The organism is Pseudomonas sp. URMO17WK12:I6, from assembly GCF_003253625.1.
Classification (GTDB): Bacteria; Pseudomonadota; Gammaproteobacteria; order Pseudomonadales; family Pseudomonadaceae; genus Aquipseudomonas.
In genome coordinates this window covers 32,272-58,852 of record NZ_QKYZ01000027.1, presented here as the reverse complement: position 1 = coordinate 58,852, position 26,581 = coordinate 32,272, and the positions used below count along the sequence as shown (strand labels likewise).

Sequence of the window (26,581 nt, the reverse complement as noted above, 5' to 3'; positions counted from 1 at the left end):
GCTGAACACCGTTGCTGCTGCCGCCAAGATCGGTGGCGACATCCACGTTCTGGTTGCAGGCCAGGGCGCTGGCGCCGTGGTTGAAGCCGCTGCGAAAATCGCTGGCGTGAGCAAAGTCCTGAACGCTGACAATGCTGCTTACGCGCATCAGCTGCCGGAAAACGTTGCTCCACTGGTAGCCGAGTTGGGCAAGGGCTACAGCCACATCCTGGCTGCCGCCACTTCCAACGGCAAAAACATCCTGCCGCGTGTCGCCGCTCAGCTGGACGTTGACCAGATCTCCGAGATCATCTCGGTAGAAAGCGCCGACACCTTCAAGCGCCCGATCTACGCCGGTAACGCCATCGCTACTGTGCAATCGAATGCTGCAGTGAAAGTGATCACCGTGCGGGCTACCGGTTTCGACCCGGTGGCGGCCGAAGGTGGTTCGGCCGCCGTTGAAGCTGTTGCCGCTGTTCACAACGCCGGCACTTCCAGCTTCGTCAACGAAGAACTGGCCAAGTCCGACCGTCCGGAACTGACCGCTGCCAAGATCGTCGTTTCCGGCGGCCGTGGCATGCAGAACGGTGACAACTTCAAACACCTGTACGCCCTGGCCGACAAGCTGGGCGCTGCCGTCGGTGCTTCCCGCGCCGCGGTCGACGCAGGTTTCGTACCCAACGACATGCAGGTCGGTCAGACCGGCAAGATCGTTGCGCCACAGCTGTACATCGCCGTCGGTATCTCCGGCGCGATCCAGCACCTGGCCGGCATGAAAGACTCCAAAGTGATCGTTGCGATCAACAAGGACGAAGAAGCGCCGATCTTCCAGGTGGCCGATTACGGCCTGGTGGCGGATTTGTTCGAAGCGATTCCAGAAATGGCCGCCCTGGCCTGATCACCGACCGACAGGAGCGACATGTATGAGCAATATCGATTTTTCAACGTGGATCGGACGTCGTCAGGAAAGCCAGGACCGGATCAGCTTCAACCTGGTCAAACGCATTGCCGCCACCTTGAGCGAAGTGGCGCCACTGCCTGGCGAAGCGCTGCCGCCGCTGTGGCACTGGGCGTTTTTTCAGGAGCCGGTTGCCGCCAGCGAACTGGGCCCGGACGGCCATCCCGCGCTCGGCGGCTTCCTGCCACCAGCCCACAACCGCAATCGCATGTGGGCCGGTAGCCGAATCGAGTTCTACCAGCCTCTGAAGGTAGAGGCGGATGTGACCTGCGTATCGACCATTCTCAACGTCGAAGAGAAGCACGGTCGCACCGGGTCGTTGCTGTTCGTCACGGTACGCCATGAGTATTTCCAGGACGGCCAACGCGCCCTGCAAGATGAGCAGGACATCGTCTACCGGGAACCGACACCGCCCAAACTGAGCGGCACCGAAGCGCTCCCTGAAGGCCAATGGCGGGACCAGGTCGAACCCTCACCGACCCTGCTGTTCCGCTATTCCGCAGTCACCTTCAATGGCCACCGGATTCACTATGACTGGCCCTACGTCACAGAGACCGAAGGCTATCCGGGGTTGGTAGTGCATGGCCCATTGATCGCCACCCTCAACTTGCGTGCCTTCACCAGAGCGCACCCGACCGCGCGCTTGAAGCGCTTCGCGTTCCGGGCTGTCAGGCCGCTGATTTCACCGCAACCCTTCGAAGTGGGCGGGCGTCTGATCGACAGCGGCAAGGCGCAGGTTTGGGCGGGCAATCAGGACGGCACCGCACAAATCGGTGAAGTCGAGTTCAGCGCGGGAGAAACCCCATGAATCCATCGATCGTTCGCACCGCCCTGTTTGTCCCGGCCACGCGTCCAGAGCGCATCCCCAAAGCCATCGCCACCGGCGCGGACCGGGTGATTGTCGACCTGGAAGATGCCGTACAGGAAAACCTCAAGGAGCAGGCCAGGGATAATCTGCAGCGCTTCTTGAGTGACCACCCGGACGCCCGGATTCTGGTTCGCGTGAATGCCCCGGATCACTGGGCACACGCTGCAGACCTGGATCTTTGCCGACGCCATGCCGGTGTGACCGCCATTCTGCTGCCCAAGGCTGAAACCTGTGCGCAAGTGCACACTGCAGGCAGCACCGGCAAACCGGTCTGGCCGATCATCGAAAGCGCCAAAGGCTTGGCTGCACTTGGCTCGATTGCCATCGCCCAAGGTGTCGAGAGGCTGTCGTTCGGCAGTCTCGATCTGGGCCTGGACCTGAACCTGACCACCGGCAGCCACGCCGCCGATGAAGTGCTCAGCCACGCCCGTTATGCCGTATTGCTCTGGACCCGGGTTGCCGGGCTGGCGCCTGCGCTGGATGGTGTTTTCCCCTCGATCGAGGACACCACCGGCCTGCGCGCCGCCGTTGAATTTGCCCGCGACATGGGCTTCGGCGGCGCACTGTGCATCCATCCGAGCCAAGTGGCGATCATCCATCAGGCATTACAACCCACCGCTGAAGAATTGCACTGGGCGCGACGCATCATCGATGCCGCCAGCTCCGGGGAAGGCGTGTTCGTGATGGATGGGCAAATGGTCGATGCACCGGTCATTGGTCGTGCCCAAGCCATTCTGGCGCGCGCGAACCAGCCATTTTGATTCTCACCCTGCAGGACGGTGTCATGACCCCAATTTCCAGTCTCACCCATGCCATTTCGATCAACCCCGCCACTGGCGAGCAGATCGGCCACTACCCTTTCGAATCCCCATCGACCCTGGACGCCGCATTGTCGCGCGCCGCTGCCGGGTTCCGCGTCTGGCGCAGCAAACCCGTTGATCAACGCTCGCAGCTGTTGATCACCCTGGCTCAGGTATTGCGCGACAACGCCGCCACGATGGCGAACATGATCACCCAGGAAATGGGCAAGCCCATCACTCAGGCACGCGGTGAAATCGAAAAGTGCGCGCAGCTTTGCCAGTGGTACGCCGAACACGGCCCTGCCATGCTGAGCGCCGAACCGACAATGGTCGAGGGTGGCAAGGCACGCATTGAATACCGCCCGCTCGGGCCGATTCTCGCCGTGATGCCATGGAATTTCCCGATCTGGCAGGTCCTGCGCGGCGCCGTTCCAGCGCTGATCGCCGGCAACACCTACGTCCTCAAACATGCCCCCAACGTGATGGGCTGCGCCTGGCTATTACGCGATGCCTTCAAACACGCTGAGTTTCCCGAAGGTGTTTTCGAGGTCATCAACGTCACGCCGGACGGCGTCTCCACGGCCATCGCCGACCCACGCATCGCCGCGGTGACACTCACCGGCAGCGTCCGGGCCGGTATTGCCATCGGCGCACAGGCCGGTGCAGCCTTGAAAAAGTGTGTGCTGGAACTGGGCGGCTCCGATCCGTTCATTGTGCTCAACGATGCCGACCTCGACGAGGCAGTCAAAGCCGCCGTCATTGGCCGCTATCAGAACACCGGACAAGTCTGCGCAGCCGCCAAGCGCCTGATCGTTGAGCAAAGCATTGCCCAGGCATTCACCCACAAGTTCGTCGAAGCCACCCGCCAACTGATCGTCGGCGATCCACTGGCCCCAGACACCTACATCGGCCCCATGGCCCGCTTCGACCTGCGTGATGAACTGGATCGTCAGGTTCGCAACACCCTGGAAGAAGGCGCGACATTGCTGATGGGCGGCAAGAAAGCTGAAGGCCCCGGCAACTTCTACGAGCCCACCGTATTCGCTGACGTCACCGACCAAATGACCTCATTCAAACAGGAACTGTTCGGTCCGGTAGCCTCGATCATCACCGCACGCGACGCCGCCCATGCGCTGGAATTGGCCAACAACAGCGAATTCGGACTCGCCTCAACTATCTACACGGGTAATGCTCAGCTGGCAGAGCAGATGGCTGGTGAACTGGAAACTGGTGGTGTGTTCATCAATGGATATTGCGCGACGGACCCGCGTGTCACGTTTGGTGGGGTGAAGAAAAGCGGTTTTGGCCGGGAGCTGTCGCATTTTGGGGTACGGGAATTTTGTAATGCGCAGACGGTTTGGGTGGATCGGCGCTGATTGCATCAATAGTAAAACTGAGACAAATAAAAAGGGTCGCGAGGTAAAATCTCGCGACCCTTTTTAATTAATTCGCGTCCTCCCTGCCGAAGGGTACTCATGTTGAAGAAACAACCGGAAAGCAAAGCGGCGACTGCTGCTGAAATTGAGCGCTCCATCCAGGCCCTGAACAAAATGGCAGAACGCCTTTGGGGGGATGGCCGGGAAGCTGAGGCGAAGGCCCTCCTTGATGCCTTGGATGCACTAAACCGGGCGCTCGATCGGATCAGGATTGGAGAAAGTCGAAGGATTTCGACTCTGCATTAAGACGCACGAGTCAATCGGCGGTTGAGGTTATTCTCAAACGCAGTGGCTTTGACTTTGCAGTCTGGCACAGGCACATTCTGGTGCTACGTGAGGATGGATGCCTCGGTGAGGCTTAAGGAGAATGCCGTGTTTCCGATCAATATCTGGCTTGCCTATACTGCCGCGTGCTTACTATTGGTGCTCGCCCCAGGCCCGGACAATCTGCTGGCCGTAGGCCGAGGACTCAGCCAGGGCAAGATCGCCGCTATCGTGTCGGGGATGGCATCGGGGGCGGGAATTCTCTTTCATGTGGCAACCGCTTCGCTAGGACTGACTTTGCTTATGCAGACGTCCGCCGTTGCCTTCTGGGTCGTCAAACTTATCGGCGCCGGTTATTTGCTTTGGCTTGGCATAAAAGTCCTGCGCTCCCGTAGCCTGATTAGCTTCCAGCCGGCGACTCGGCAATCACTACCGAGCATTTTCCTCACGGGATTACTCTCGGCAGCACTCAATCCGAAGCCTGGTTTTTTCGTCCTTGCGTTCATCCCGCAGTTCGTCGACCCGCAACGCGGCTCAGTGAGCGTGCAGATGCTGGTGTACGGCATATGGTTCGCCGCCCTTACGGCAGTGGGATTCGCACTTATGGGCGTATTTGCCACTGTACTGTCCCGTTTTTTGCGTCAGAGCCCACGGCTGGTAAATGGCCTGAACGTAGGGGCAGGACTCACCTTCGTCGCTTCGGGAGTATCGATAGCGGCGCTTAGCCAAAAATAGGATCAATGTATTGGTGTTGCGGGGCTGGAATTCCAGCCTCGCTGGGTTTCTGTGATTATGACGCTGGCTACTTTAAGGCTGATCTTTCGTAAGCGTCCGGTAGACACGCCTTGACGACCTCATTTCAATCGAATGGTGTTCGTCATCTCCAGGCAATCGCCGTTACTGCGACCGTGAATCCACACAACCCTTAGCCCTTCAAAACCTCGTTCACGTCAAAAGCCTCGGATAAGCTTTGGCAGAAACGGGGATGCGTCCAGCCAATACACTTTAGCTGTCAGGTTCAAACGAATATTCAAATGACACTTGTGCCGGCTCACCATGACCAGCAACGTAGTTACCATTACCGCTAAGATTGATTAGATCCCCCGTGCCTGCCCCCTTCACGACACTCCAAGTGCTGCGTGCCTTTCCCTCCGAAAATGATCCCGAATGCCGAACAACAAATGTTCCGCTCTTACCTGCTACCACACCGCAAATCCGCTCAAAACCAACAAAGCAAGCTGTGCCGTCAACACTATAAGACATGAGGTATTCGACGCTACTTGTTCCCTCGATGGCGCCAGCATAGGACTGCGTGACTTTGGCGTGTGAGAGTTTCGGAGTGCCCTCAAGTTCTTGAGACGGCTTCTCGTCCCAGCCAGTTATCTGAAACGTGCAGCTAACAGTCATTTTCATGGGGAACTAGCTCTTTCGTCGTAGTAAGGGAATGTGCTGATCTGATGTGCCGGGAACACCGTTCTGCCTAATGATACCCGTTGCCACCTATGCGGCGGCAGTTGCTGAATATTACCAGCCTGGTGCGTAGGCAGACCGTAGCTCTGTATATCCGCTCGCCTTACCCTGGATGTTTAGCTGCGTGTTTAAGTACACCCGGTGTTACTTCATCGAGGCTACAACGCCTTGCGTCGTTGCCTACGACTGCGCCAGAATCCGCCGGCTTGTGCGCTTTGGGCTCGGGTTTTATCGTTTCCCGGTCACTGAAAAACAGTGATCGGGTTTGGTAGCCCGTACATGAGATTTGCACAGCATCACCATTCGCGGCGTTTTGTCGTCTCGGCTTTATGGTGGTCATGCACAGGGCACCTTCGGGTGCGCCGGCCTCCTCATGTCCCGGTCTACCAACCTGCGCATGGCCGCCACCCCGTTTGGTAGCGAGGGTGGATGGCTCCTTACTTATGGCATGAGGAGTTTCATCTATGTTCAAACCTACACCCAATCCGCCGATCACAGACCCGACATCTCCGTACGAATCCCTCGATTCCAAAAAGCTCCACGAAGCCGCCGAACGCGCCCTCGACCACTACCTCAACCCGGCTGCTCAGATCATGGCCTCCACAAACGAACCCGAGCCTATGTACTTCGCCAACCCGAAGTACAACACCGAATCCCTGCTGGCCAACGCCAGCGAAACACTCGGCTCGGCTACCGTCATGCTCAACAATTTCGCGGCGCTGCTGGAAACCTCACATCGCAAGACCCTGCTGGGCATTGCGCAAGTGGTCATGCTCGGTGAACTGGCGGTGAACCAGGCACTGGATCACGTCGAATTGAAGGAGTAATCGTCGTGCCCTGTGGCGAGGGTGCATACCATCGCCACAGAAACGGCACAAAGGCAGATTGAATAAATAGCCTCTGTTTGTCATTGGAGACTACAGAATGCTCGGCCTCCGCCTACAGTACAGTAATGAACCGCGGAGTTTGCGGACTGCTCTAAAGATGAACGGAGTCCATATATGACCTTCTCAGCATCGCTCCCTGTTGCCCGCAAGTTATCGGTAGCTCTCGCCCTCGCATTGTCAGCAACCCTCGCGGGTTGCGCCACTAACAAGGACTTTTACGCCAAAGGGGGAAGCCGAGCTGATGGCGTCGTTGATATGGCATATGACTTCCAGCAGTTTGAGACCCCTGTGGTTCGAGTCGAGCAAGCCCAGAGCATTGCTAAATCAAAATGCGCGTTGTGGGGTTACTCCGATGCAGAGGCCTTTGGAGGAAAAACCCAGCACTGCAACCAGATGAATGGCTACGGTACCTGCATTGCAGGTCAGATAGTTGTCCAATACCAATGCTTGGGTAACCTCAACACCTCTAGCTCTTCCACTACACCGGCCGCCACCGCGCCCGTTGCCGACACTGCAGCAACTTCTGCTCCGGGCGGGCCGCTCAGCAAAGATCAGTGGAAGCTGCAGCAAATTCAGCAGTTGAATAAATCTGCACCGTCGTATGAGGAGTACCAAAAGCGGTACCGGGTGATCATGGAGCAATAACCCCCCCCGAGCCCTTCTGGCCCGGAAACCCAGAAGGAGCGCATATGTACTCCACGCATCACAGATCGAGGGCAGCGCCAATGTCTAGTCCTGAGAGAGGTGTTAACCTGATTCAGGACGGGACAGGGGCAAAAACACTTAAAAACAAAAAGGGGTCGCGAGATAAAATCTCGCGACCCCTTTGAATTATATGGTCGGGACGGAGTGATTCGAACACTCGACCCCTAGCACCCCATGCCATTATAGATCGGATTCCACTGGACGTTAATAAAATCAAATAAATCCAGATCACCCTAGTAAATACAACACCTTCAGGCTAATCTACCGTCCAACACCACCCAAAACGCAGCAATACAAGCCAGCGCTTTCGGTGGGGTAAAAGTGGGGTAAAAATAAAAAGGCAGAAGGGGCATGGCAAAAATCCAAGTCAAGCAACTGGAAGCGCTTACCGCTGATGATGGCGGCCTGACACTGCGAGAAGATGGCGGAATTGTCGGGCGCGTTCGCGTCGGGCAACGGGGCATTACTGTTCTGTTTCGTTTTGAGTTCAAGTTGAATGGCGCCAAGCGCGACCAAGCATTAGGCTCTTGGCCCAAGAAAAGCCTTGCCAGCATCCGTGCCGAGCGCGACCGCCTGCGCGTGACAGTAAGCGAAGGAATCAACCCCACCGCCGCGAAGAAAGCCGCCAAGATCGAAAAACAGGCCGCTATCGAGGCGACCATTGCCGGGGCCAAGCGCCTGGCTGCCGAGAACCTGACAGTGGCCGACCTGTTCGTCGAGTGGCTAAAAGACGGCGTGGCCCGCCAAGATGACAATGCAGAACTAATCCGCAGCTTCACCAAGGACGTGCTACCCAGCATCGGCAAAAAGTCTCTGCGCGGTCTTACCGAGAAAGATATTCTCGCCATGCTGCGTACCGTACGCGAACGTGGCGTCAATCGGTATGTAGTCAGTCTGTTTGCTGACCTGAATCAGATGCTCGCATGGGGCGAGAAGCGCAAGCCTTGGCGCGGCCTGATGATCGACGGCAACCCTGCCAACCTGGTGGAAGTCAAAAAACTTCTCGACCACGACTATCAAGAAGAACGCGACCGCATTCTGACTGTCGATGAAATCAGGGAGCTGCGGGACATATTTGAGCGCATGGAGCGTGATTATGCCGCCCTGCCCCCCGGCCAGAAATATTCCGGCATCCGTCCGCTGGAAAGGAAAGCACAGCTTGCACTGTGGATATGCTTGGGCACCCTCTGCCGCATCGGCGAACTACTCAAGGCCGAATGGCGCCACATCGATCTAAGCAAGGGAACATGGTTTTTGCCTGCCATGAACACCAAAGGTCACCGAGGAATGCGCCAGGATCACCATATTTTTCTGTCTACCTTCGCCCTGCGCCAGTTCAAAGAACTGCACACCCTGACGGGCAACACGCCATACCTGTTCCCCGCCACCAATCATACCGGCCACGTAGACCTAAAGAGCATTTCCAAGCGCGTAGGCGACCGGCAAGAACAGTTCAAGAAACGCAGTAAACCTTTATCCGGCCGGCGCAATGACAATACGCTGGTACTGAGCAAGGGCACCAATGGCGACTGGACACCGCACGACCTGCGCCGCACTGGCGCAACGACGATGCAGGAGCTGGGCGTCACCTTGGAAATTATCGATCGCTGCCAGAATCACCTGCTGGGTGGCTCCAAGGTTCGCCGACACTATCTTCACCATGACTACGCCAAGGAAAAAACCGAAGCATGGCGACTGCTGGGCGAACGTATCGACGCAATATTGGCTACTGACAACGTGGTGCCGATCAACCACAACACGCGTTTATCGGCTGACCTTGGGTAGCTTCCGAAAAGCAAGCACCCCCAAATGTGAAACCAGCCAACCCATTCAGGATGGGGACGCCCAGGGAGGCGTGAAGATGGAAAAAATTGATCGAGTAAATGACTTACCGAAATGGTTCAACCTAGACAACTACAGTCAGGCAAAAAAATTTAATTCTACTGAATGGCTTCGGCAACTTGAGGTAAGGCGCTTCCTGCTAAGGCTTCTTAAGCACAAGCATGTTAAGCGCGAGGATGTTCACGAGCATGTTGATTCGCTTACTGATGCGATGAGCGTTTCAGCACAAAAAATGTATGCAGCCATAGCTCCAAAAGTTTTAGGCTCAACTGATTTTGATGTGCTGTCCAGAATGAGTCTGGTTGGTCTTAAAGGAGTGGAAAACCTGGATACCCAAGACCTGTGGGAGCACGCGCTTAATGTTTCCGATGATCCTGATGAATGGTTTGAGTCCATCAAACGACGTAACCATGACTATTACAGCGCGCCCATTCTTAGCCCTGACCCCGTGCGCCTTACTGCTCTTGACTCCATAGATCGCGAAGTGTATGCGGCAGTCAAAGTGTCCTTGGACCTGCCAGACGCAGTGCTTATCGAAAGCTTCAAGGCATGGCTGACTGAAACAAGGCAGACCGCCGGGGCGCCTCGATCAAAGTACCATCGCCCCGCCTACGGTCGATGGGCGTCCTACGGCCTGCTGCCTTACCTTGATCTGAAAATATGGGCACAAGATTCGAATATGCATATTCCTGATCGCGTAATGTCAGCGGCAGTGAGTCTGTACGATAAGGGGGAAAGTAGTTTTAGAAAAACAGTCGTTCCCCTCGCAGATGGACTAATGCGCGATCTGTCAGAATTTCGAGCACTGGCGGCAGTTGAAGCCCAATCCTCTGCTAATCCGGAAACTTTTGAGCCCTGAAAATTTCCGGAAGATTTGGCCCGCTGAAACCCGGATCGAAATTGCCCGCCTTCTCACATTGAATGTCTAGCCATAAACCACTGAGCGCCAGATAGCGCGAAGGAGTTATGGCAATGACCGCAATAACAACCACCCCACCCCGCCGCATCATGCGCCTACCGGAAGTCGTCACCATGACCGGCTACGGGCGCAGCTCCATTTACAACTTTATGGATGCTGGAACTTTCCCGAAGTGCCGCCGCATTGGCCCACGCGCTGTCGGTTGGGACAGCCTGGAGGTTGAGCAGTGGATCACTGATCGCTTGGAGGGCCGCGCATAATGGACAAAAATAAGCCCATCACTAAGGGCAAGCTCGGGAATAAATCGCGCGTAAATAACACCTGCAGCAACACCCAGCTCGCCCGTTTGATGGCTCGGATCAAGCTGGGGCCGACAGACACCATGAATATCTGCCGCCCAAGCGCCCGTACTTCCAAGCTGCGCGCCATTGTCCCCCCAATCAAGACCCCAAACCTGGCCAGCCTCTACCTGCTCACCCTGTCACCGATTGGTGCTGACCTAGCGTTGCTGATCTGCTTGGAGGCGGCCTTATGGATTTCGTGATCCTGTTTCGTGACGCTATGCAATCCGTCTTCGGGCCGCTTGATTGGCTGCCGATACCAGACGGCGAAGTCCACCGCTTCCACGTGCCAAGCGACACGCCAGGCACCCGGAACGGCTGGTATGTCTTGTTTCTGGACGGCATCGCCTGCGGTGTGTTCGGGAGCTGGAAGTTGGGAGGTACCCAGACCTGGCGCAGCCGCAAACCAGTCGATCACGTGGAGGCTCAGCTAGTCACTCAACGCTTCGAGCAAGCCCGACGCAAAAAGGAGGTCGAACAGTATTGGCGCCAACAGGCTACTGCCGAATATGCAAACCGACTATGGCACCAAGCGCGGCCGGCCGTGGATTATCACCATCCCTATCTGACACGCAAGCGGGTCAAGGCATGCGGCCTACGCCGGTACTGTGACACGCTACTGGTGCCGCTGGTGCGTGATGGGGAGCTGATGAACCTGCAACGCATCTACACGGACGGCTCCAAGCGCTTCTTGCGTGGAGGCATGGTCAAGGGCTGTTGTTCACTTATTGGCACGATTCAGCAGGGCCAGCCGCTCTACATCTGCGAAGGTTGGGCGACCGGCGCCACACTCCACGTCGCAACTGGCGCGGCCGTGGCCTGCGCGATGAACGCCGGCAACCTGCTGGAAGTCGGCCAGCGCCTCCAGCGCCAGCACCCAGACGCCGTATTGATCATAGCCGGCGACGACGACCGCATGACCGAAGGCAACCCTGGGCGCACTGCCGCCATAAAAGCAGCCGCAGCCCTTGGCTGTCGCATGGTCTTTCCGCCTTGGTCGGGGGCCGAGCCGCTGACCCTTACCGACTTCAACGATTTGGCCAACTGGAGAGCGGACCAATGACAGCATCGATTCTATCCCCGCTGGTGCCCGAGGCAACGCCTGCGCCTGATCTGATCGCGGATGCACTCGCCAAGCTCAAACAAGACCCTGGCGCACTGTTTGAGGCGGAGGTTCTGGGACTGTTGCGGCAGGTACGCAAGATCAACCCGGCATACTGGGCACGCATCCGGTATGCCGCCAAGGAAATTAAGTCCGTGAGTCTGGTCGACTTGGACAAGCTGACCCAGGACAACGCCATCGACGGCAGTGAAGGTGACCCAGAGATATTCCCCGAGGTGACGCTATGGCCTGACCCAGTAAACGGCGCTGATCTGCTGGAGGACCTGACCGCCATCATTCGTCGCCATGTGATAGCCGACCCGGCGACCATCCACGCCGCCGCGTTATGGGCCACCTTCACTTGGTTTATCGATGTGTTGAACGTGGCGCCCATTGCCAACATCACCGCACCAGAAAAACGCTGTGGAAAAACGGTTCTTTTGGGGGTACTGGCGCGCTTGGCCTGCCGCCCGTTGCCCGCCTCCAACATCGCGCCGGCCGCACTGTTCCGCGCTCTACAATTGTGGCAGCCGACCCTATTGATGGACGAGGTGGACGCCTTCCTGGCTGCGCATGAGGAGGCACGCGGCATCCTGAATGCCGGCTTTACCCGCGACGCCGCTTACGTTATCCGCTGTGTGGGCGACGACCACACCCCAACCCGGTTCAACGTCTGGGGCGCCAAGGCGCTGTGCGGTATTGGCAAGATTGCCGACACCCTGGCCGACCGCAGTATCCCTCTTCGCCTGCGCCGCAAGCTGACTGGCGAGCGCACGGTAAAGATTCGTCACGCCGACGCCGGCGCCTTTACTGAACTGGTCAGCAAGCTGGCTCGCTTCGCCATCGACAATCGGGAGGCTGTCCGCACGGCCAGACCGCACGAGGTGGAGGGGCTGAATGACCGTGCCAACGACTGTTGGGAGCCCCTGCTAGCCGTTGCCGAAGTAGCCGGGGGGGACTGGCCGCGTATTGCCCGTTCGGCTGCGGTGTCGCTACACGGCTTGGAGGAAGACGCCCCGAGTACTGGCGCCGAACTGTTGGCATCCATCCGGGACGCGTTCGACGGCAAACGCGCCAACAGCCTAGCGACTGCCACACTGCTGGAGGCGTTGGCCGAAAACGAAGAAGCCCCATGGGCTGTGTGGAACCGTGGCAAGCCTATGAGCGCACACCAACTTGCAAAGCGGCTTTCAGAGTTCGGAATCAAGCCGACGACTATCCGAATCGGCCTACAAACGCCGAAGGGTTACAAACGGGAGCAGTTTGAGGAAGCCTTTGAGCGCTATCTGCCCGCCGACTCCCCTACCACAACCGCAACAGCGCCACAATCCAGCGACTACACGGCCAACGGCACTTTTGACCACGCAACAAGCGCCCCCGCCGTTGCGGATGAAAAATCGCTACAGAGCAATAACCACAAGGCTTGTTGCGGTGTTGCGGATCAAAAGGGGGGATCGATCGAAGACTGTGTGGAGAGCTTCTAACCATGGAAACCTGAGCTGGAGGGGCGGCGATGGCCACCTCCCGGTTCATCACCTTTCCGCAACGAACCAGTGACCCAGCGAGTACGTAAAGCCTGCACATTGCGCACCGTTTGCTGTCATCACACCGAAAGGGTTTATTTTCTGAATGGGGTCCTTTTGACTAGCTGTAGATCGAACAATGATCACCGCTCCCCGTTGGCAGCTCGGCTCATGGGTAATTACACAGACTTGCCGACCCATTTGCATTCGACCTGAACAATCATTTGCATCGGATTTGACCATCACGCTGCGTGGCCATGACCGGCAGAGAACGACCCAGGCTGTGTAAAAACGCAGACACTGTTTTGAAGTCCGCGCCGCTACGTAAAATCTGCCAATGATTGGTGTATCAGCGGACCTGAAATTTGCGTAGGAGCGCGAATTTCGTTCTGGTTCTGAATATCAAACCTGCTCTAAACCGTTTTTACACAGCCTCGACCCAAAGCTGACCTTCACAGCAATCAGCTAGTGGCCAAACAGGGTCGAGCAGGATGTGCATCGAGGCGGGGTACACAAAAGAGCAGCAGAACTAAATTAAAGCTTATGATACTCAGATTTCTAGATTCTCCACATTACTTACGAGGGGGTTCGCGGCCATATGGAAGGTGACATTCAAAATAGGCCAGGAGAGCTTTGGGCTCTTCCCAATTATGTTGGGCTGCCAGAAGAGCCGTTTGAGATCAATCTTAAATATTCGATTGGTGAGTTTTTAGCTCACGACCTCTTTGACTTGGATGGTAATCAGCCTGTCGAGGGGGAAATTATGAAACTTACCGGAAGCCTCATTGAGGTCAACCCTGCAGACGAGGCGATTGAGTTCTACAAAGAGCGTGGTGACGAGTTTCAGATGATAAATATCGTCGTTTGCTGCTATGCATTCGAGAGAATAGACGGCCGGTTGGTTGGCCTGCCGTACCATATCTCTTTGCGGCCGGCTCAAAAGAATGGGAAGCCGCAAAAAGTGGAGCCAGAATTATTAAGAAAACTTGACTTAAGTAGGGTTCTTGACGGGTTCCCACGCTATATGGGATACAATCCATTTTCCAATACGTTTGGGCTATATGTCATTGGCAATGCCCCAATCGCCAAAGATATTTGTTCGGATGTGGTTGGAATCGTTTATAAAACATATTTTTTAGCATCAAAATATACAAATAAAGATGTTTGTGATCCCGGCCTATGTACAATCTTGCTTGGCGAAAGCAAAGGGGCGCTGAGTGATTATAGAAAGTTTCGATTTGATCGCTATTTCAAAACTTTCACAAATATCACTCCTGTAAAAATCTGGGGGTGCGACTCTCCTATTGAATTGTTTTTGCTCCAAGGCATGAGCTCGTTGGGGCTTAGACCCGAAATTCAGATGATAATTTTTTCGGATGGATCAACTTTCCCTTCACTACAGAATATGTGGGAACGAGGGAAGAGAACCAAGGCGTTCGCGAAGAAAATCACAGAAGCGGATTTCTTCTTCGAAGAACAAAAAATTGCGGTGTTTTGCGACTCCGTAGCCTACCACTCTTCACCTGAAGCTATAGCTAAAGATAAAGAAATCGATCGAAAATTAGAGGCGGCAGGTATAAGAAGTGTGAGAGTAAGTGGGCGAGATATCGCGGCATCACCGATGGAGTGTGCTAGACGTATATTCAATTACATAAATGATTGATTTCCTCAAAAAGGAAAAAGACTAGTTGTCGGCTGCTTAGCTGGCAGCCACGCGGCTGCGGATGGGGATGCACTGCGCGCGGTCGGTTGTGCGGAATCACCGCAACTATCACCAGCTCTGTGCAACGTCGACTTGATACCACTGGAAATCTTGAAATTAGTGGAGCGGATGAAGGGAGTCGAGCCCTCGTTATCAGCTTGGGGAACTGATAACGAGATGGCTTGGGTTCGAGAATTATCAGATGTGGGCAGGTCGCACCGCGTTAGTGTGGGATGTTGTCTGGATTTATGTTGTATGTCTTTTCAAATAGTTCTTTAGTTTTGTCTTTTATAACCTCGCTTTCTTCCCGTTCAGTTAGCCATGAGAAGTCGTAATCGAATGGACCGCGATTCATTACCCACTGACTACCTATGCTGTACACGATGTTTGCCGCATAAAATGAATTGAAGGTCTTCATTATGTTTTCTTCCGGTTTTCCCGGCAGCATTCGTGGAAGAATAGTCTGTTCATCCGCGTTGTCGCTATATAAAGATAAATTCTTAAGCCATAGTTTTTCAGAGTCTATAACAGAACTTTTTGAGTTTAAGTGCATCCCGGGCCAGCAAAAAAATTCCGGCGATTTATATTTGTCAAGGTTGAATGTTAGGAAGTGGGAGAATAATACGCGAATAACAATATTGTCGTCACTATAATCAAATGTTTCTTGCTCCTTGAGAAGTGCCTGAATTGAGTCTATATCTCTTTTCCAATTTGTTATCAGTGTGGGTATTTCGTACGGGTGCTCAAAGTTGCAGTAGCCGGTTAGAATTTGCGCTGTTTCAAGGTATTCTTTCTTGGTATATTCTTTTATATGGTGTTTGATTTGAGGGTTTTCTTTTACTGCGGTGCATAGAGCTATAAATCTGTGGTTGCAATCAGTCAGCAGGAGGAAATTCTCCATATTACTTATAGTTTTTGGGAAACCTTCGAGTGGGTTTATTGCTATGTCGCACAAAAGGAGAAACAATGCAACGAGCGGGCTGTCAACTAGTTCCGGAGCTTTGCTATCAGTGTTTTCTAAGAAGAAGCGGAACGCGTTTCCATATTCGCCATTAAGATATCCGTCTTGTTCCGCTTGCTCTATGGTTAGCTTTTCTTGGGCTGCGAATGATAGAAATTGAAGTTGCGTGAATCGGGCTTGACCTTCAATGATGTCAAGCCCCCTGATTGGGAGTGTTGTAATAGGAGAACCGTAATAGAAGCCCTCTTTTTTGTTGATTTTTTGTTTTTCGAACTCAAGGTGCCAGTCGTCTGGGTTTGGGAGGAATTTTGCCTCAGGGTCGAATACAGCTCTTAGAGTGTTTATTGTTACGTCGTAAGCAATACTAAATGCGTGAGCTGTTGATTCAAAATAGTTTTGGCTTGCGATTTTGGAAATGCCAGCGGCATTCATAATCAAGGTTCTATAAAACGCGATGTCTAGTGTGTTATTTGTTGCCTTGTTTGCTTCGGCAATATCCGGTGTTGTATGGTCTTTTCCATTTCGCATCTCTGCTTCAGCCCAATCCATCAAAGGCTTCATAGCATGTTTTGATTTTGCGAGCCGCTGCAGCGGCTCAAGGTTTGAATGCGCCTCTGCGGGGTAGCACATACTCATAATAAAGCCCATCGATGATCCTATGAATTGCCACCAGTGAACTGTCTCGTGAAGGTAGGTTGAAAATGCCTGGATTTCCTCCCACGTGATATTCTTATTTTTTTTCTGTGTGGCGCTGTCCACCAGCTTGTGTACGGAGTGACTTAGGCGAAGTACGTACTGAGTAGAATGGTATAGGCCCAAGCTGTTCCAACAGGATGAAAGCTCTGCTTTTGATGCGTCTGCTCGGCTCGAGGTGTCTAACAGAGCATGTGATAGTTGGATTTTATTTTTAGTAATAGACATAGAATTCTCATTCTAGCGGTGGGTATGGGAATGGCTATTTTGATTTATAGTCGGTTCTTGTCTTAGGCCTGACGACCTGTCGAGAGAAGCTAAGCCTTATATGAAACTTGTAAAATCTTGACGATTTTTTCAATGGCGAGCCGCGTATCCCGCTTGAATCTTCAGCGTTTGCCCTTTGCTTTATTCTTGTCGTGGCCACTGCCAGTTCGTTGTCGTAAATCCTTTCCAGCACATCTGATAGTGAGTACTCACGAGCCATGGTTGCCGACTCCTTTCGAAAGAACTCAAGCATAGCAGCGACAGTGCTCGGGATTTGAGCGGGCGCAAAACTTGTTGGTACGAAACCGGTGTAGGGGGCTGCAGGCGGGGTTTAAGGTGAGTGTTTATAGGGGGCTGGCGATTAGCTCGGCCGACCCATCACCGAAAAAGACAATGATTTACGTCGCGATGGGCTGCACTCGACATAGCCGATAGCAGTCACTCAGGCGTCATTAGCACTGAGAGAGTCCATTTGATGAACTCTTCGTTTCGGTCGATTGCAACCAGGGCGCCACGAACTTTGTTGGCGACGTCACCCGACCCCCGCTGCTCGACCGATAGAGTACGGCTTCCAGGGCGAGCTGGTTTTCGTTGGTCTTGTACAGCAGGTAAGGGAGCAGGTCTGAGTTTGGCATCGCAATTACTCCGTGAACAACAAAGCGTAGCAGCCTCAAAATTTCATGGGGGGATGAAGGCACGTCCTAATTCCGGGCATATTGGACCGTATCGACAGTACTCGAGATTGGGGCCAAAAACGGTTGTTTAAATTTGCTACAGCGGATGAGGGGGAGGTGGAATTTCGTTGTGGTCGACCGGTTGAAACCACAGCCAATAGCAGCCGCTCATATACACTGCGTGCTAATGAAACGCCACATTTAGAAGGGCTTCGCCCGGCCGAGAAGTTGACTCTGAAAGACACGAAAGGAGCACGCTAATAAGAACGTCAATAGCATATGGTAAGTGTGGCGGTGGCATACCGCTGGTGCCCTCATGGTCGAGAGACGTGAATGCTGGTGGCACATGCCCTCCCCCGCCGCAGATGGCGTTTAGTCAGAGATTGCTCTGACTCACCGAGCACACCGCACTACCATTTTTTATTAACTATTTTGTATAGCTTATCGAGCTCGGGCAGGCTTAAAAAAGTTGACGGGTCTGCTCGTTTAACGGCGTTTTGTGCGTTTATTCTTTGTGTGGTGTGGATTAATACGCATGCATTCTTCGCTCTGGTGATACCCACGTAGTGCAAATTCAAATCCTGCTCTAACTCAGGGTAAACTCGTTCATTGTAGTTTGCTCCTGGAACACGCTTAGGAAAAACCCATTCGACTAAATCAAGATGAATGACAATGTCAAACTCCAGGCCTTTAGATTTATGAAGAGTCATACATTGAACTTGATCTTCTGTTGCTGGCAGGTATTGGTTTAGTAGTTCTGGATCGTTAATTATCTGTATAAGTGCGTTTACTTCAAATGCCGTGACTGGAACATCAAGTAGCGATTGAGATGCAGCTAAAAGTGTGTCTGCAAGATCTTCGAGTGCAACAGTTCTAACATTTTTGATTGCATCTCTTAGCGCTTTCAATCGGTCGCGACGGATATCACTGACCGGGCTGTATGTGTTTACCAAGTCATCTACCAGTATGCTTTTGTCGAATCTGAATTCGAGCAACGCAACCCAGAGCTGGGAGGTTTTTGACTCAATTCTACTGAGATTGTCCTCAGTGTATATCTTGCATGGGATAATCAACTTCTCTCTTAGGCGCTCCAAGCCTTTATTGTAGCGGACAAGAACCGCAACATCTGACAAATTCTTCACTGGAAATTTTTTTATGATACTCGGAATGATGTTGTTAAGCTTTACGGCAGCATCTAGTTCAGTGCCTTCCACTTCACAGTAATAAACTCGAATTTCGTCACCTTGTTCAATTTCGCAAGCTTCGTCAAATAGGCGGTTGGCATAATTTGAAATTGAAGGATGGCACCTATGATTGACGGATACAGTAAGATGGTTAAAGGTGGGCATATTGATGAGTTGTTTTAAGAATTCGGGACTGCTTTCTCGCCACCCGTAAATTGATTGCTGGATGTCGCCAACGCAAACGCCTCGAATGCCGATTCCTAGCAGTGAGAGGAATAGATTATGTTGGGCCGAAGATGAGTCTTGATACTCATCTATGTAAGCCGTTGTGTACCGAGCTTTCAAATAGTTACGGCAAGCTTTGGACTGCTTTACTATGTGATTGGCAAGAAAGGGTATGCTCGGAAAGTAGATACACCCCAAATCGTACAGCACCTTTAGTACCGGCATGTAATCATATGTATTCTCGACACTAAGTGCTCCAAGAAAATTCACGGCCTCGGTAATTATTGTGTTTTCTGCCTCTGAAAGTTCATCCGTGAATTTTGGCTCCAAATTGTCAGGGCCGGGGCCGAAAATGAATTTGGAAAACGGGAATATGATCTCTGAAAGGCAAAATGCATCAATGGTTCCAAAGAAGCTTGATTTGGTTTCTTTACCACCACGAGTACACCTCCGCGCCAGTTCCTTGCTGGCTTTTCGTGTAAAGGTAATGGCGATCACACCTTGATGTCTTTTAAGATCTACCAGTTCGTTTCTGATTTTTTCTGATATTACAGTTGTTTTCCCACTGCCAGGGCAGGCTGTGATAATCAGATTCCCCGGATGGTCTATCGCGGCTACTTGTTGTTTTGTTAATTTGATCATCACTCACTCCCTTGCTTGTTTTAAGCAGTGGTGCAAAGCGCGCGCGATGTCGCCGTGTTCTATATCTACCAGCCTTTCGCTGTATTTGCTTAGAAACTCCCGCATCCTGATAGCCTTCTTATCTTGGAGGTAGGCTATGGCCAAAGGTAGGTTAGGACGAGCAGAATATTTGAGTAACTCGTCTGGCATTTCTTCTGATAAGTCGTGCTCTAGATCTATCTTAGATAGAAAAATCCCTTTTTTATTAACCTTTCTTGAACACCCACTCCAGTGCCCCTTCTTTATAAGGTCGGCGTGAGTCGTGGCGGCAGGAGCGTGATCTATCTTTTTTAGACGTGCCAGGGTTAGACACCGATTAATGCCAGCTAGGTTTTTGTATGGCTTCTTATTTTTCGTGATGTCGGAGATATCATTATCTGTTCTAATTGTCCAAGAGATTTCCATTGCGTTCAAAATGCTAGTGTAAACTTTAAACTGAACCCCATCAACACTGAGAATGGAGATATTGTAATAGTCAAGGTCTATTTTTAAGGATTTTGCTAGTTCTGTGTAGAACAGTTTTTCTGATGGGCCTTCTACAAGGAATACGCTTTTTGCAAAGAAAGCTTCCGCTGGGAGAATGCTCATCCGATAGCCCAGTTTATCCCATGCAGTGTTGATGCACTTCGAACATCCATTGCTTGCGGCATAGCTTTTGCCGGACTTCGATTTAATATGAACGATTGACTCTGGAGAGAATCTTGCGGTGATCTGCGGGGAATGGCTTGTAATGAAGGTCTGGCCGGGTAATTCAGATATGAGATAGTCAGCTAGTTTTCTCTGCTGATGTGGATGAAGATGTGCTTCCGGCTCTTCGATGCAATAAAATACCACTTCACTTTCAGGGTCGAATTCTCGTTCGCTCTTTGCCTTCCAGAGTGAAAGGAGGATTTGATTATTCCTCCCGTCCCCTCCGAGGGATATTCTCGAACCTGCCGTGCTCGCTCCAAGTTTGAGATTGTCGATGAACTGCTGCGTTTCTATGGCACCGGAGTCAAGGTATACAGAGTACTCGGACAAGTTATGTGACAGCTTCGATAGTTCGCTGTTCACCGCATCAGTGGCACCTTTGACATAGTGAAGTTCACGAACATACTTGTTGATGGTGGTCAGTCTTTTTTCGATGACTTGGAGTTTTCCCTTATCTTCTTCAGCTTCTTTTTCTGTGCGGTTTTCCTGCGAAATCTTGAGGAGTTGTTTTTTTTCTGTGCTAATAAATTTTTCTAGATCTCTTTGTGATTTCACATATCTTAAATTTAGATATCTTAAATAAAATCGGCTAGTAATTTCATCAAGTTCATCTCTATTCGGACCGCAATACAGCGCATAGCTGAGATCATCTCTCTTTGCCGAGTATCTAAGGACGCATTTTTCATCCTCTCCCACACTGCCCTTTAGTGTGGATAATACGGCGTCTTCTTTGATATCTCTAAAGTGGAGGTCTATGAAAATTGTTTCGGACTGTTTTCCATTTGGTTCGAAATGGAAGTCTGTTTCTGAAGGCTCCAATTCACTTTCTGGCAAACTCTTGTCTAAGAGCAAGCGTATGGCGTGAACCAGGTTGGTTTTGCCACTGTCGTTTGCGCCGATTATCAAAGAGCTCTTATTGAAGTTTATTGTGGTTTCTAAATAGTTTCGGAAGCCGACTATTGAAATTTTCTCAATTTCCATTTGTTTCCCCTGTTTACAAGAGCTATTCCATTCATATGGTGGGTAAGGCTAGCGATGGTGGCGAAAGGATGTCATGCGAGGACGGCGCTGCCTAGCAAGATTCTCACTCAGAGGGAACTTCGCACCGACAGACCGAAGTTGGTAGCTACGGCGGTGCTAGCTGTCGCTGTGTAGCGCGTGCTGGTTGCGGGGAGCCCGTCTGAGTACCAGCAGGGTTGAACAGGGGCAAATACGGTGCCGCTAGCAAAGGTGTCAACGCCGCCGCCCCGATTACTCTTACGAAGGTGCATCTCCAAGCGGGGCTAAAAATTCGAGGAGCTTACTGTAGGCTGCTCAGGACTAAATCAGCCCTAAATCCGTAGACCCTCTGCGAGCCGATCCCCTGTACGGTAACGGCTTTCGCAAACGACCGCTCTTGGCCGTTCTCTGCCGATCATGGTTACAAAACGTGCTGGTCAAATCCGATGCAATCGGTAGTCAGAACGAATGCAAATGACTGGTCAGGTCGAATGCAAACGGGTGGTCAAGTGGAGTGCAATTTCGCAGCTCAGTTTTCGCCGTCATACTCAGCCACCTGGGCATAGCCCTTCACGTATTGCTTGGGTGATTCAGGGGCTCAAGACAATCAGATAGTACGGTCATCTGCGACTAAAATGTACGCAATGCTGCCTTTGGCATCGGCTCGCTTGACTCGATTGCGAGCCAAATGCCTTAAAAATCAAAAAGAGCAATCCCTTTGAAAAATGACCGACACTGTTGATATTAAGACTCGTAGCAGAATCATGTCGCGGGTACGGAGCAAAAACACACAACCAGAGATGGTGGTACGGAGGTTGGTGTTTTCTGCCGGTTTTAGGTACCGGCTTCATGGCAAAGCATTGCCCGGCAAGCCGGATTTAGTATTCGCAGGAAGGCGTAAAGTCATTTTTGTGCACGGATGCTTCTGGCACCGCCACAGCGGTTGCTCGCTAGCCCGACTACCAAAATCCCGGCAGGAGTTTTGGGAGCCGAAGCTGGAGGCGAATCGAGAGAGAGATGAGCTCAACCTCTTGGCTCTCTCGAGAAGTGGTTGGGGCGTACTCGTTGTCTGGGAGTGTGAATTGAAGGATCAAAACGCCCTAAGATCAAAAATTATACAGTTCCTAGCTGAGTCGATATCGAATTAAACTCCCGATTCGTTCGGGCATTTTACGAGCTCACATCAATAACAGCGCCCTCTGAGTATTGCTTGTTTTCAAGGTAAATGATGATGTAACCGGGTAAAGTCGTGATCTGCCACTCCGGACCCAGTGCGCCCTTAATCTCGCGTAGCAGGTTCTTGACAGGACCACTCGCCTTATTCAGAGACGTCTTCGTACTATCAAGGTCGCCATGTGGCTTGCGTGAACTGCCACCCCGGTTCTGGAACCGGATGGTGTAGGGCAGTTGCTCTTTCATTTGCTTCAATATCTCAAAGACCGATACTTCAGCTACAGGAGAAGTGATCGTGACCTCGATATCCAGATTGATGGGATAGAGCTTGTCGAAGTGGTTGGGCTTCAATCGGGTGGTGTCGCGCTCTCTGCCCGGATCATTTGAGCCAAACCCGCTATGGTTCCAGCTTAACTCGACACCTTCAATTTTTTTGTAGTGCTTGATAAGAAGACCTTCGAGGTCCATGGCAGTAAACACGTACACGCGTACCGCCTTGAAGGTTAACCTCTTCGGGTCGAGGTTCTGGCGAGATCGAATCTTCTGCGCATGCCTGCGTAGACGAAGTCGTAATCCTGCCTCAGCATCCGTCTTGCCGACATAGACCAACACATTGTCCAAGAATAGCTGATAAACGCCTTGAGCCTCTGGAACCGCTTCGACAGTGGTCTCATCAAGAGAGCCATGATCCATATCATTAAACAAACCCACCAACTGCTTGAGAAGAGCTGAAGGTAAATCAAACTCTAGATCTTCGAAGTACTTACGATTTGGCATAACCCATCCTTTTTTATAGATTATGCCAATTTCACCTTTACATGGTCAGCAGATTTTAGTTGCTCGACTCGATTGTTCTTGATTGAGGGCATTCGCAACCGACTTGGCCACTACCTCCGCTAGCTTCACCGGAACTGCGTTGCCGAGCTGGCGCATGGTCTCACCCCATGAGCCATGAAAGATGTAGTCGTCGGGGAACGTCTGGATTCTAGCCGCCTCGCGCACAGTGAAATACCGCAACGAGCCGTCTGGGCGAACCAGCATGTTCTCGCCGCCAGGTACACCATGTCCGCCAGCCTTCAATGTCTTGGACGGCTCATCCACAGGACTACCAGTGTGACCAGGGTAGGTTCGTGCTCCCGGAACGTAGACATGATTCAAGATTTTGTTCTGAGGCTGCTTCTCCGGATCAGGGAGGTCGCTGATTGCATCTCGAACTGTCACCCAAGGCTTCATGCCCAGGCAGTCAAATTCAGGTTGAGCGAGGCGAGCAATGCGCTTTGCTAGCTTCTCAGAGAGTTGCGGACGCTTGTTTTGCGGCACTTTGTGCCGCTTCCAGTAATCTCCGGTAACCCACTTGCTAACGAGCAGTTGATCTTCGCTGTGCGTAGGTTCAGGAAACGACCATTTGATTCCGAGGTCTGCTCTGAATCCAACGAGAAAAACACGCTCCCGCTTCTGCGGAACACCATAGTTGGCTGCGTTAAGAAGCCGAAAAACGACGTGATAGGTCGGTTTCTTGCTACCAGACGTATGTATAGCCTCGAGGCGAGCAAGATGGTCGCTCCAGGTTTCCCCTCTGTTTTTTGGCACATCTGGGTAGCTGAGTTGGAGGTAGATGTATTCAAAGTATCCGGAAAAACTCTGACGTAGCAGTCCTTTTACGTTCTCAAAAATAAACGCCTTCGGCATTGTTTGACGTACAGCTTGGACTGCGACCGGAAACATATCGCGCTCATCCAAGCTCCCTTGGTGCTTACCACCAAGTGAGAACGGCTGACATGGAGGCCCGCCGGAAATGATTTCGACGCCGCCAGAGAAAGGCTCGAAATCGAACCCCCTAGCATCACCTTCGAAGAGGACAAAGTCCTCACCATGACTCTCGTAATGCGAGCGGTTCTCACGAATCGTTTGGCAAGCATCTCCATTCCACTCGACCACGGCGGAATGCTGGAACCCGGCGCGAGCCATGCCCATTGCCAAGCCTCCCGCGCCAGCGAATAGCTCGATGCTGCTCATGTATTTTCCTCTTTATTACTTTGACAGAGCCCACGGACCTCTCGAAGCTTCGCGCCGAACCGTCCGTTCGAAGCTGCGCCCCGCGGTTTTTTGGGTTGGATTTTTATCTTGTGCACTGCGTCCCTAAACCCAAGCCCATGCTCAGCCATCTCAGCCATCAGCGTCACGATAACGGCAAGATGGGATGGAATATCCCCACCTGCTGCATAGTTTGTTAGCGAATTGCGACTCATCTGGAGAAGTTCAGAGAACTCCCGGATAGTGAGGCCAGCCTTGCCAAGCTGCCGCTGAAATTCGGAATAGGTCATGCGCACAGCATACGTACATCTGGATAACAAAGTAATAAATTTATGTGCAAACAACATAAATTTATGTGTTTTCGCCATGGGAATGTTTTAATTTTGGCAAGGGAGGCAGGATTCTACGATATGGAACTAGGACTCACGACTACCGCCCGACCAAGCCGACTATTAGCTTGATGGAGTCCTCTTACCATTGCGCCCGCATGGAGGGGCTAGGGGCTCCGTGAGCGCCGATCCGAGTACCGCCCCTTTGCAGTCACAATTACGCCTGGCTCCTAGCCCCTATGGAGACTGGACGGTTAACTCGGTCGGCTCGGGTGGGAAGCGGGTCACGCGGTGAATGGCGGCTTTCGGTCAAATCTGTGTGAAGCGACTTAGAGCAGGACCGCATGGCACGGCGGGTTGCCAATAGGTCACCTAATCTAGGCAGCTGGTACTGCTCGAAAGAGCTATTGGGAAGGGGCGGGGCAAAAGTCTGGAGCCTTCACCCCGAAGACCGTTCCGGAAAACTTTCTCACATTAATTCGTAGAATTTTTGTCCACACAAGACATTTAGTCTGCGCAAAAGTCGGCGGTCTCGCCGGTTATCGCCCCTCTGACCTACATGAAAGAGATGTAAAAGGCTGTGGGCTTCGCGCCAAAGACAGCTCCCAGCCTTTTCTTAAAATGCTAACCGCTAACCCAAAAAAGCTTAATGAAACGCAAACGCTCTGACAGCGCTGCCGCTGTCATAGGTACAGCGTTCTGCCGCAAACCAAATCAAGCCACCCAGCCGCGCCCATCCTCAGTGCCACCGATCTGATGCATTGGGAATCCATCACGTGCGCGCGAGGCGGCCCCCTCCAACGATTACTGCAAGACTGACGGAGTAGGCAAAAAGCTCAGAACCGACAACCCTCGAACGATAGGAAAAGCGTTGCTTAATCGCCAACCCGGAAACGCTATCGTGCACGCGGACGAGACTGGTCATTACTAGCAAGGAATCAATTAAACACCCACACCCTGTACGTTCTGCTCGAGAGGGGCAATTTTCGGTGGGGTAAAAGGTGGGGTAAATTCATAAATGAAAAAGGTCGGCGCTTTCGCTACCGACCTAAGTCATTGAAAAATATGGTCGGGACGGAGTGATTCGAACACTCGACCCCTAGCACCCCATGCTAGTGCGCTACCGGACTGCGCTACGCCCCGACTAGGCGTTGACTCTGTCCCTCATCTCGAGGAACGCTCAAGAATATATCGCAAGCTTTTGAAAACTGGAAGTATTTAAAAGCAGGAATTTATTTCTTGAGGACCACCAGAACATCTTCCAGCTCGGCGATCATCTGGCGGATCATTTGTTTGTATTGGGTGGTGTCGTCTTTGGCTTCATCGCCGGACAAACGCAAGCGTGCGCCGCCGATGGTGAACCCCTGATCGTAAAGAAGCGCGCGGATCTGCCGGATCATCAGCACGTCCTGGCGCTGATAATACCGGCGGTTTCCGCGGCGTTTGACGGGGTTGAGTTGAGGAAACTCCTGCTCCCAGTAGCGCAGCACGTGTGGTTTTACCGCACACAGCTCGCTGACTTCACCAATGGTGAAGTAGCGTTTGCCCGGGATGACGGGTAGTTCGTCGTTATGACTTGGTTCCAGCATAAGCCTCAACTCGGGCCTTCAACTTCTGCCCTGGACGAAAGGTGACCACACGGCGAGCCGTGATCGGGATTTCTTCTCCCGTTTTCGGATTGCGGCCAGGCCGCTGGCGTTTGTCCCGAAGGTCGAAATTGCCGAAACCGGACAATTTGACTTGTTCGTTGTCTTCGAGCGCGTGCCTGATTTCTTCGAAAAACAGTTCGACCAATTCCTTGGCCTCCCGCTTGTTCAGGCCCAGCTCTTCGTACAGACGTTCCGCCATCTCAGCTTTCGTCAAAGCCCCCATACG

Annotated in this window: 25 protein-coding genes, 1 tRNA gene and 1 pseudogene; 16 read left to right on the top strand and 11 right to left on the bottom strand. The window is 52.6% G+C overall.

The window, feature by feature from the left end; all coding sequences use genetic code 11:
* Position 1 precedes the first annotated feature (1 nt).
* The 6 genes from F475_RS29470 (at position 2) to F475_RS29445 (ending at position 5,040) form a co-directional block, all read left to right on the top strand.
* The gene (locus tag F475_RS29470; RefSeq protein ID WP_256597260.1) at positions 2 to 877 is read left to right on the top strand and encodes an electron transfer flavoprotein subunit alpha/FixB family protein; all 876 of its coding nucleotides are present in this window, start codon (positions 2 to 4) and stop codon (positions 875 to 877) included.
* A gap of 25 nt (positions 878 to 902) precedes the next feature.
* Positions 903 to 1,745, top strand: coding sequence for a MaoC family dehydratase N-terminal domain-containing protein (locus tag F475_RS29465; protein ID WP_111455394.1), 843 nt, complete (start codon positions 903 to 905; stop codon positions 1,743 to 1,745).
* Positions 1,742 to 2,566, top strand: a complete 825-nt coding sequence (locus F475_RS29460) for a CoA ester lyase (protein ID WP_111455393.1) — start codon at positions 1,742 to 1,744, stop codon at positions 2,564 to 2,566. Before F475_RS29465 ends, F475_RS29460 begins: the two co-directional genes overlap by 4 nt.
* A 23-nt stretch (positions 2,567 to 2,589) precedes the next feature.
* Entirely contained in the window at positions 2,590 to 3,981 is a 1,392-nt protein-coding gene (locus F475_RS29455; RefSeq protein ID WP_111455392.1) for an aldehyde dehydrogenase family protein, read from the top strand.
* A 99-nt stretch (positions 3,982 to 4,080) separates the two neighbouring features.
* Entirely contained in the window at positions 4,081 to 4,287 is a 207-nt protein-coding gene (locus F475_RS29450) for a hypothetical protein (protein WP_018930267.1), read from the top strand.
* Positions 4,288 to 4,413: 126 nt separating this feature from the next.
* Positions 4,414 to 5,040, top strand: coding sequence for a LysE family translocator (locus tag F475_RS29445; protein WP_026331974.1), 627 nt, complete (start codon positions 4,414 to 4,416; stop codon positions 5,038 to 5,040).
* A 270-nt stretch (positions 5,041 to 5,310) separates the two neighbouring features.
* Here F475_RS29445 and F475_RS29440 read toward each other — a convergent pair whose 3' ends face one another.
* Entirely contained in the window at positions 5,311 to 5,718 is a 408-nt protein-coding gene (locus F475_RS29440) for a DUF3224 domain-containing protein (RefSeq protein ID WP_111455391.1), read from the bottom strand.
* Positions 5,719 to 6,239: 521 nt separating this feature from the next.
* On the opposite strand from F475_RS29440, the gene F475_RS29435 reads away from it, so the two are divergent.
* From F475_RS29435 to F475_RS29395, 9 genes are all read left to right on the top strand, one after another.
* Complete coding sequence (locus F475_RS29435; protein ID WP_111455390.1) at positions 6,240 to 6,602, top strand: DUF6124 family protein; 363 nt, start codon at positions 6,240 to 6,242, stop codon at positions 6,600 to 6,602.
* 174 nt (positions 6,603 to 6,776) lie between these two features.
* A complete protein-coding gene (yecR, locus tag F475_RS29430; protein ID WP_111455389.1) occupies positions 6,777 to 7,307 on the top strand; it encodes a YecR family lipoprotein in 531 nt (176 codons plus the stop codon).
* Positions 7,308 to 7,718: 411 nt separating this feature from the next.
* Positions 7,719 to 9,152, top strand: coding sequence for a site-specific integrase (locus F475_RS29425; protein WP_111455388.1), 1,434 nt, complete (start codon positions 7,719 to 7,721; stop codon positions 9,150 to 9,152).
* A 76-nt stretch (positions 9,153 to 9,228) separates the two neighbouring features.
* Positions 9,229 to 10,068 carry a DUF6387 family protein gene (locus tag F475_RS29420; RefSeq protein ID WP_111455387.1) on the top strand — a complete coding sequence of 280 codons (840 nt, stop codon included), beginning with the start codon at positions 9,229 to 9,231 and terminating at the stop codon, positions 10,066 to 10,068.
* 113 nt (positions 10,069 to 10,181) lie between these two features.
* Complete coding sequence (locus F475_RS29415; protein WP_111455386.1) at positions 10,182 to 10,388, top strand: AlpA family transcriptional regulator; 207 nt, start codon at positions 10,182 to 10,184, stop codon at positions 10,386 to 10,388.
* On the top strand, positions 10,388 to 10,672 hold the full coding sequence (locus tag F475_RS29410) for a hypothetical protein (protein WP_111455385.1): 285 nt from the start codon (positions 10,388 to 10,390) through the stop codon (positions 10,670 to 10,672). Before F475_RS29415 ends, F475_RS29410 begins: the two co-directional genes overlap by 1 nt.
* Positions 10,660 to 11,532: a toprim domain-containing protein gene (locus F475_RS29405; protein WP_111455384.1), complete on the top strand. Its 873-nt coding sequence runs from the start codon at positions 10,660 to 10,662 to the stop codon at positions 11,530 to 11,532. The genes F475_RS29410 and F475_RS29405 overlap by 13 nt, the downstream gene beginning before the upstream one ends.
* Positions 11,529 to 13,055, top strand: a complete 1,527-nt coding sequence (locus F475_RS29400; protein ID WP_111455383.1) for a DUF3631 domain-containing protein — start codon at positions 11,529 to 11,531, stop codon at positions 13,053 to 13,055. The genes F475_RS29405 and F475_RS29400 overlap by 4 nt, the downstream gene beginning before the upstream one ends.
* A 637-nt stretch (positions 13,056 to 13,692) precedes the next feature.
* Positions 13,693 to 14,757 carry a hypothetical protein gene (locus F475_RS29395; RefSeq protein ID WP_111455382.1) on the top strand — a complete coding sequence of 355 codons (1,065 nt, stop codon included), beginning with the start codon at positions 13,693 to 13,695 and terminating at the stop codon, positions 14,755 to 14,757.
* Between the two features lie 262 nt (positions 14,758 to 15,019).
* On the opposite strand, the gene F475_RS29390 is transcribed toward F475_RS29395, so the two are convergent.
* From F475_RS29390 to F475_RS29375, 4 genes and pseudogenes are all read right to left on the bottom strand, one after another.
* Positions 15,020 to 16,678, bottom strand: coding sequence for a hypothetical protein (locus F475_RS29390; RefSeq protein WP_111455381.1), 1,659 nt, complete (start codon positions 16,676 to 16,678; stop codon positions 15,020 to 15,022).
* Positions 16,679 to 17,155: 477 nt separating this feature from the next.
* Positions 17,156 to 17,352: pseudogene (locus F475_RS30895) on the bottom strand (hypothetical protein).
* 449 nt (positions 17,353 to 17,801) lie between these two features.
* Entirely contained in the window at positions 17,802 to 19,442 is a 1,641-nt protein-coding gene (locus F475_RS29380; RefSeq protein WP_111455380.1) for a UvrD-helicase domain-containing protein, read from the bottom strand.
* A 3-nt stretch (positions 19,443 to 19,445) separates the two neighbouring features.
* On the bottom strand, positions 19,446 to 21,152 hold the full coding sequence (locus F475_RS29375) for an ATP-dependent endonuclease (protein WP_111455379.1): 1,707 nt from the start codon (positions 21,150 to 21,152) through the stop codon (positions 19,446 to 19,448).
* Positions 21,153 to 21,895: 743 nt separating this feature from the next.
* On the opposite strand from F475_RS29375, the gene F475_RS29370 reads away from it, so the two are divergent.
* Positions 21,896 to 22,318 (top strand): very short patch repair endonuclease, encoded by a 423-nt coding sequence (locus F475_RS29370; RefSeq protein ID WP_111455378.1) that lies wholly within the window; start codon positions 21,896 to 21,898, stop codon positions 22,316 to 22,318.
* Positions 22,319 to 22,340: 22 nt separating this feature from the next.
* Here the strand turns inward: F475_RS29370 and F475_RS29365 are convergent, their stop codons facing one another.
* From F475_RS29365 to ihfA, 6 genes are all read right to left on the bottom strand, one after another.
* Positions 22,341 to 23,120 carry a GIY-YIG nuclease family protein gene (locus F475_RS29365; RefSeq protein WP_111455377.1) on the bottom strand — a complete coding sequence of 260 codons (780 nt, stop codon included), beginning with the start codon at positions 23,118 to 23,120 and terminating at the stop codon, positions 22,341 to 22,343.
* Positions 23,121 to 23,165: 45 nt separating this feature from the next.
* A complete protein-coding gene (locus F475_RS29360) occupies positions 23,166 to 24,359 on the bottom strand; it encodes a DNA cytosine methyltransferase (RefSeq protein WP_111455376.1) in 1,194 nt (397 codons plus the stop codon).
* Positions 24,356 to 24,667: a helix-turn-helix transcriptional regulator gene (locus F475_RS29355; RefSeq protein ID WP_111455375.1), complete on the bottom strand. Its 312-nt coding sequence runs from the start codon at positions 24,665 to 24,667 to the stop codon at positions 24,356 to 24,358. Before F475_RS29355 ends, F475_RS29360 begins: the two co-directional genes overlap by 4 nt.
* Before the next feature lie 1,105 nt (positions 24,668 to 25,772).
* Positions 25,773 to 25,849, bottom strand: a tRNA-Pro gene (locus F475_RS29350).
* 89 nt (positions 25,850 to 25,938) lie between these two features.
* Positions 25,939 to 26,295: a MerR family transcriptional regulator gene (locus tag F475_RS29345; protein WP_003179985.1), complete on the bottom strand. Its 357-nt coding sequence runs from the start codon at positions 26,293 to 26,295 to the stop codon at positions 25,939 to 25,941.
* The gene (ihfA, locus tag F475_RS29340) at positions 26,276 to 26,578 is read right to left on the bottom strand and encodes an integration host factor subunit alpha (protein WP_002553164.1); all 303 of its coding nucleotides are present in this window, start codon (positions 26,576 to 26,578) and stop codon (positions 26,276 to 26,278) included. Before ihfA ends, F475_RS29345 begins: the two co-directional genes overlap by 20 nt.
* Between the last annotated feature and the right edge of the window lie 3 nt (positions 26,579 to 26,581).

Excerpts from the sequence above, each read along its gene's own strand:
- F475_RS29465 (WP_111455394.1), top strand. The coding sequence starts at position 903 with ATGAGCAATATCGATTTTTCAACGTGGATCGGACGTCGTCAGGAAAGC.
- F475_RS29460 (WP_111455393.1), top strand. The coding sequence starts at position 1,742 with ATGAATCCATCGATCGTTCGCACCGCCCTGTTTGTCCCGGCCACGCGT.
- F475_RS29455 (WP_111455392.1), top strand. The coding sequence starts at position 2,590 with ATGACCCCAATTTCCAGTCTCACCCATGCCATTTCGATCAACCCCGCC.
- F475_RS29450 (WP_018930267.1), top strand. The coding sequence starts at position 4,081 with ATGTTGAAGAAACAACCGGAAAGCAAAGCGGCGACTGCTGCTGAAATT.
- F475_RS29440 (WP_111455391.1), bottom strand. The coding sequence starts at position 5,718 with ATGAAAATGACTGTTAGCTGCACGTTTCAGATAACTGGCTGGGACGAG.
- F475_RS29435 (WP_111455390.1), top strand. The coding sequence starts at position 6,240 with ATGTTCAAACCTACACCCAATCCGCCGATCACAGACCCGACATCTCCG.
- yecR (WP_111455389.1), top strand. The coding sequence starts at position 6,777 with ATGACCTTCTCAGCATCGCTCCCTGTTGCCCGCAAGTTATCGGTAGCT.
- F475_RS29425 (WP_111455388.1), top strand. The coding sequence starts at position 7,719 with ATGGCAAAAATCCAAGTCAAGCAACTGGAAGCGCTTACCGCTGATGAT.
- F475_RS29420 (WP_111455387.1), top strand. The coding sequence starts at position 9,229 with ATGGAAAAAATTGATCGAGTAAATGACTTACCGAAATGGTTCAACCTA.
- F475_RS29415 (WP_111455386.1), top strand. The coding sequence starts at position 10,182 with ATGACCGCAATAACAACCACCCCACCCCGCCGCATCATGCGCCTACCG.
- F475_RS29410 (WP_111455385.1), top strand. The coding sequence starts at position 10,388 with ATGGACAAAAATAAGCCCATCACTAAGGGCAAGCTCGGGAATAAATCG.
- F475_RS29405 (WP_111455384.1), top strand. The coding sequence starts at position 10,660 with ATGGATTTCGTGATCCTGTTTCGTGACGCTATGCAATCCGTCTTCGGG.
- F475_RS29400 (WP_111455383.1), top strand. The coding sequence starts at position 11,529 with ATGACAGCATCGATTCTATCCCCGCTGGTGCCCGAGGCAACGCCTGCG.
- F475_RS29395 (WP_111455382.1), top strand. The coding sequence starts at position 13,693 with ATGGAAGGTGACATTCAAAATAGGCCAGGAGAGCTTTGGGCTCTTCCC.
- F475_RS29390 (WP_111455381.1), bottom strand. The coding sequence starts at position 16,678 with ATGTCTATTACTAAAAATAAAATCCAACTATCACATGCTCTGTTAGAC.
- F475_RS29380 (WP_111455380.1), bottom strand. The coding sequence starts at position 19,442 with ATGATCAAATTAACAAAACAACAAGTAGCCGCGATAGACCATCCGGGG.
- F475_RS29375 (WP_111455379.1), bottom strand. The coding sequence starts at position 21,152 with ATGGAAATTGAGAAAATTTCAATAGTCGGCTTCCGAAACTATTTAGAA.
- F475_RS29370 (WP_111455378.1), top strand. The coding sequence starts at position 21,896 with ATGACCGACACTGTTGATATTAAGACTCGTAGCAGAATCATGTCGCGG.
- F475_RS29365 (WP_111455377.1), bottom strand. The coding sequence starts at position 23,120 with ATGCCAAATCGTAAGTACTTCGAAGATCTAGAGTTTGATTTACCTTCA.
- F475_RS29360 (WP_111455376.1), bottom strand. The coding sequence starts at position 24,359 with ATGAGCAGCATCGAGCTATTCGCTGGCGCGGGAGGCTTGGCAATGGGC.
- F475_RS29355 (WP_111455375.1), bottom strand. The coding sequence starts at position 24,667 with ATGACCTATTCCGAATTTCAGCGGCAGCTTGGCAAGGCTGGCCTCACT.
- F475_RS29345 (WP_003179985.1), bottom strand. The coding sequence starts at position 26,295 with ATGCTGGAACCAAGTCATAACGACGAACTACCCGTCATCCCGGGCAAA.
- ihfA (WP_002553164.1), bottom strand. The coding sequence starts at position 26,578 with ATGGGGGCTTTGACGAAAGCTGAGATGGCGGAACGTCTGTACGAAGAG.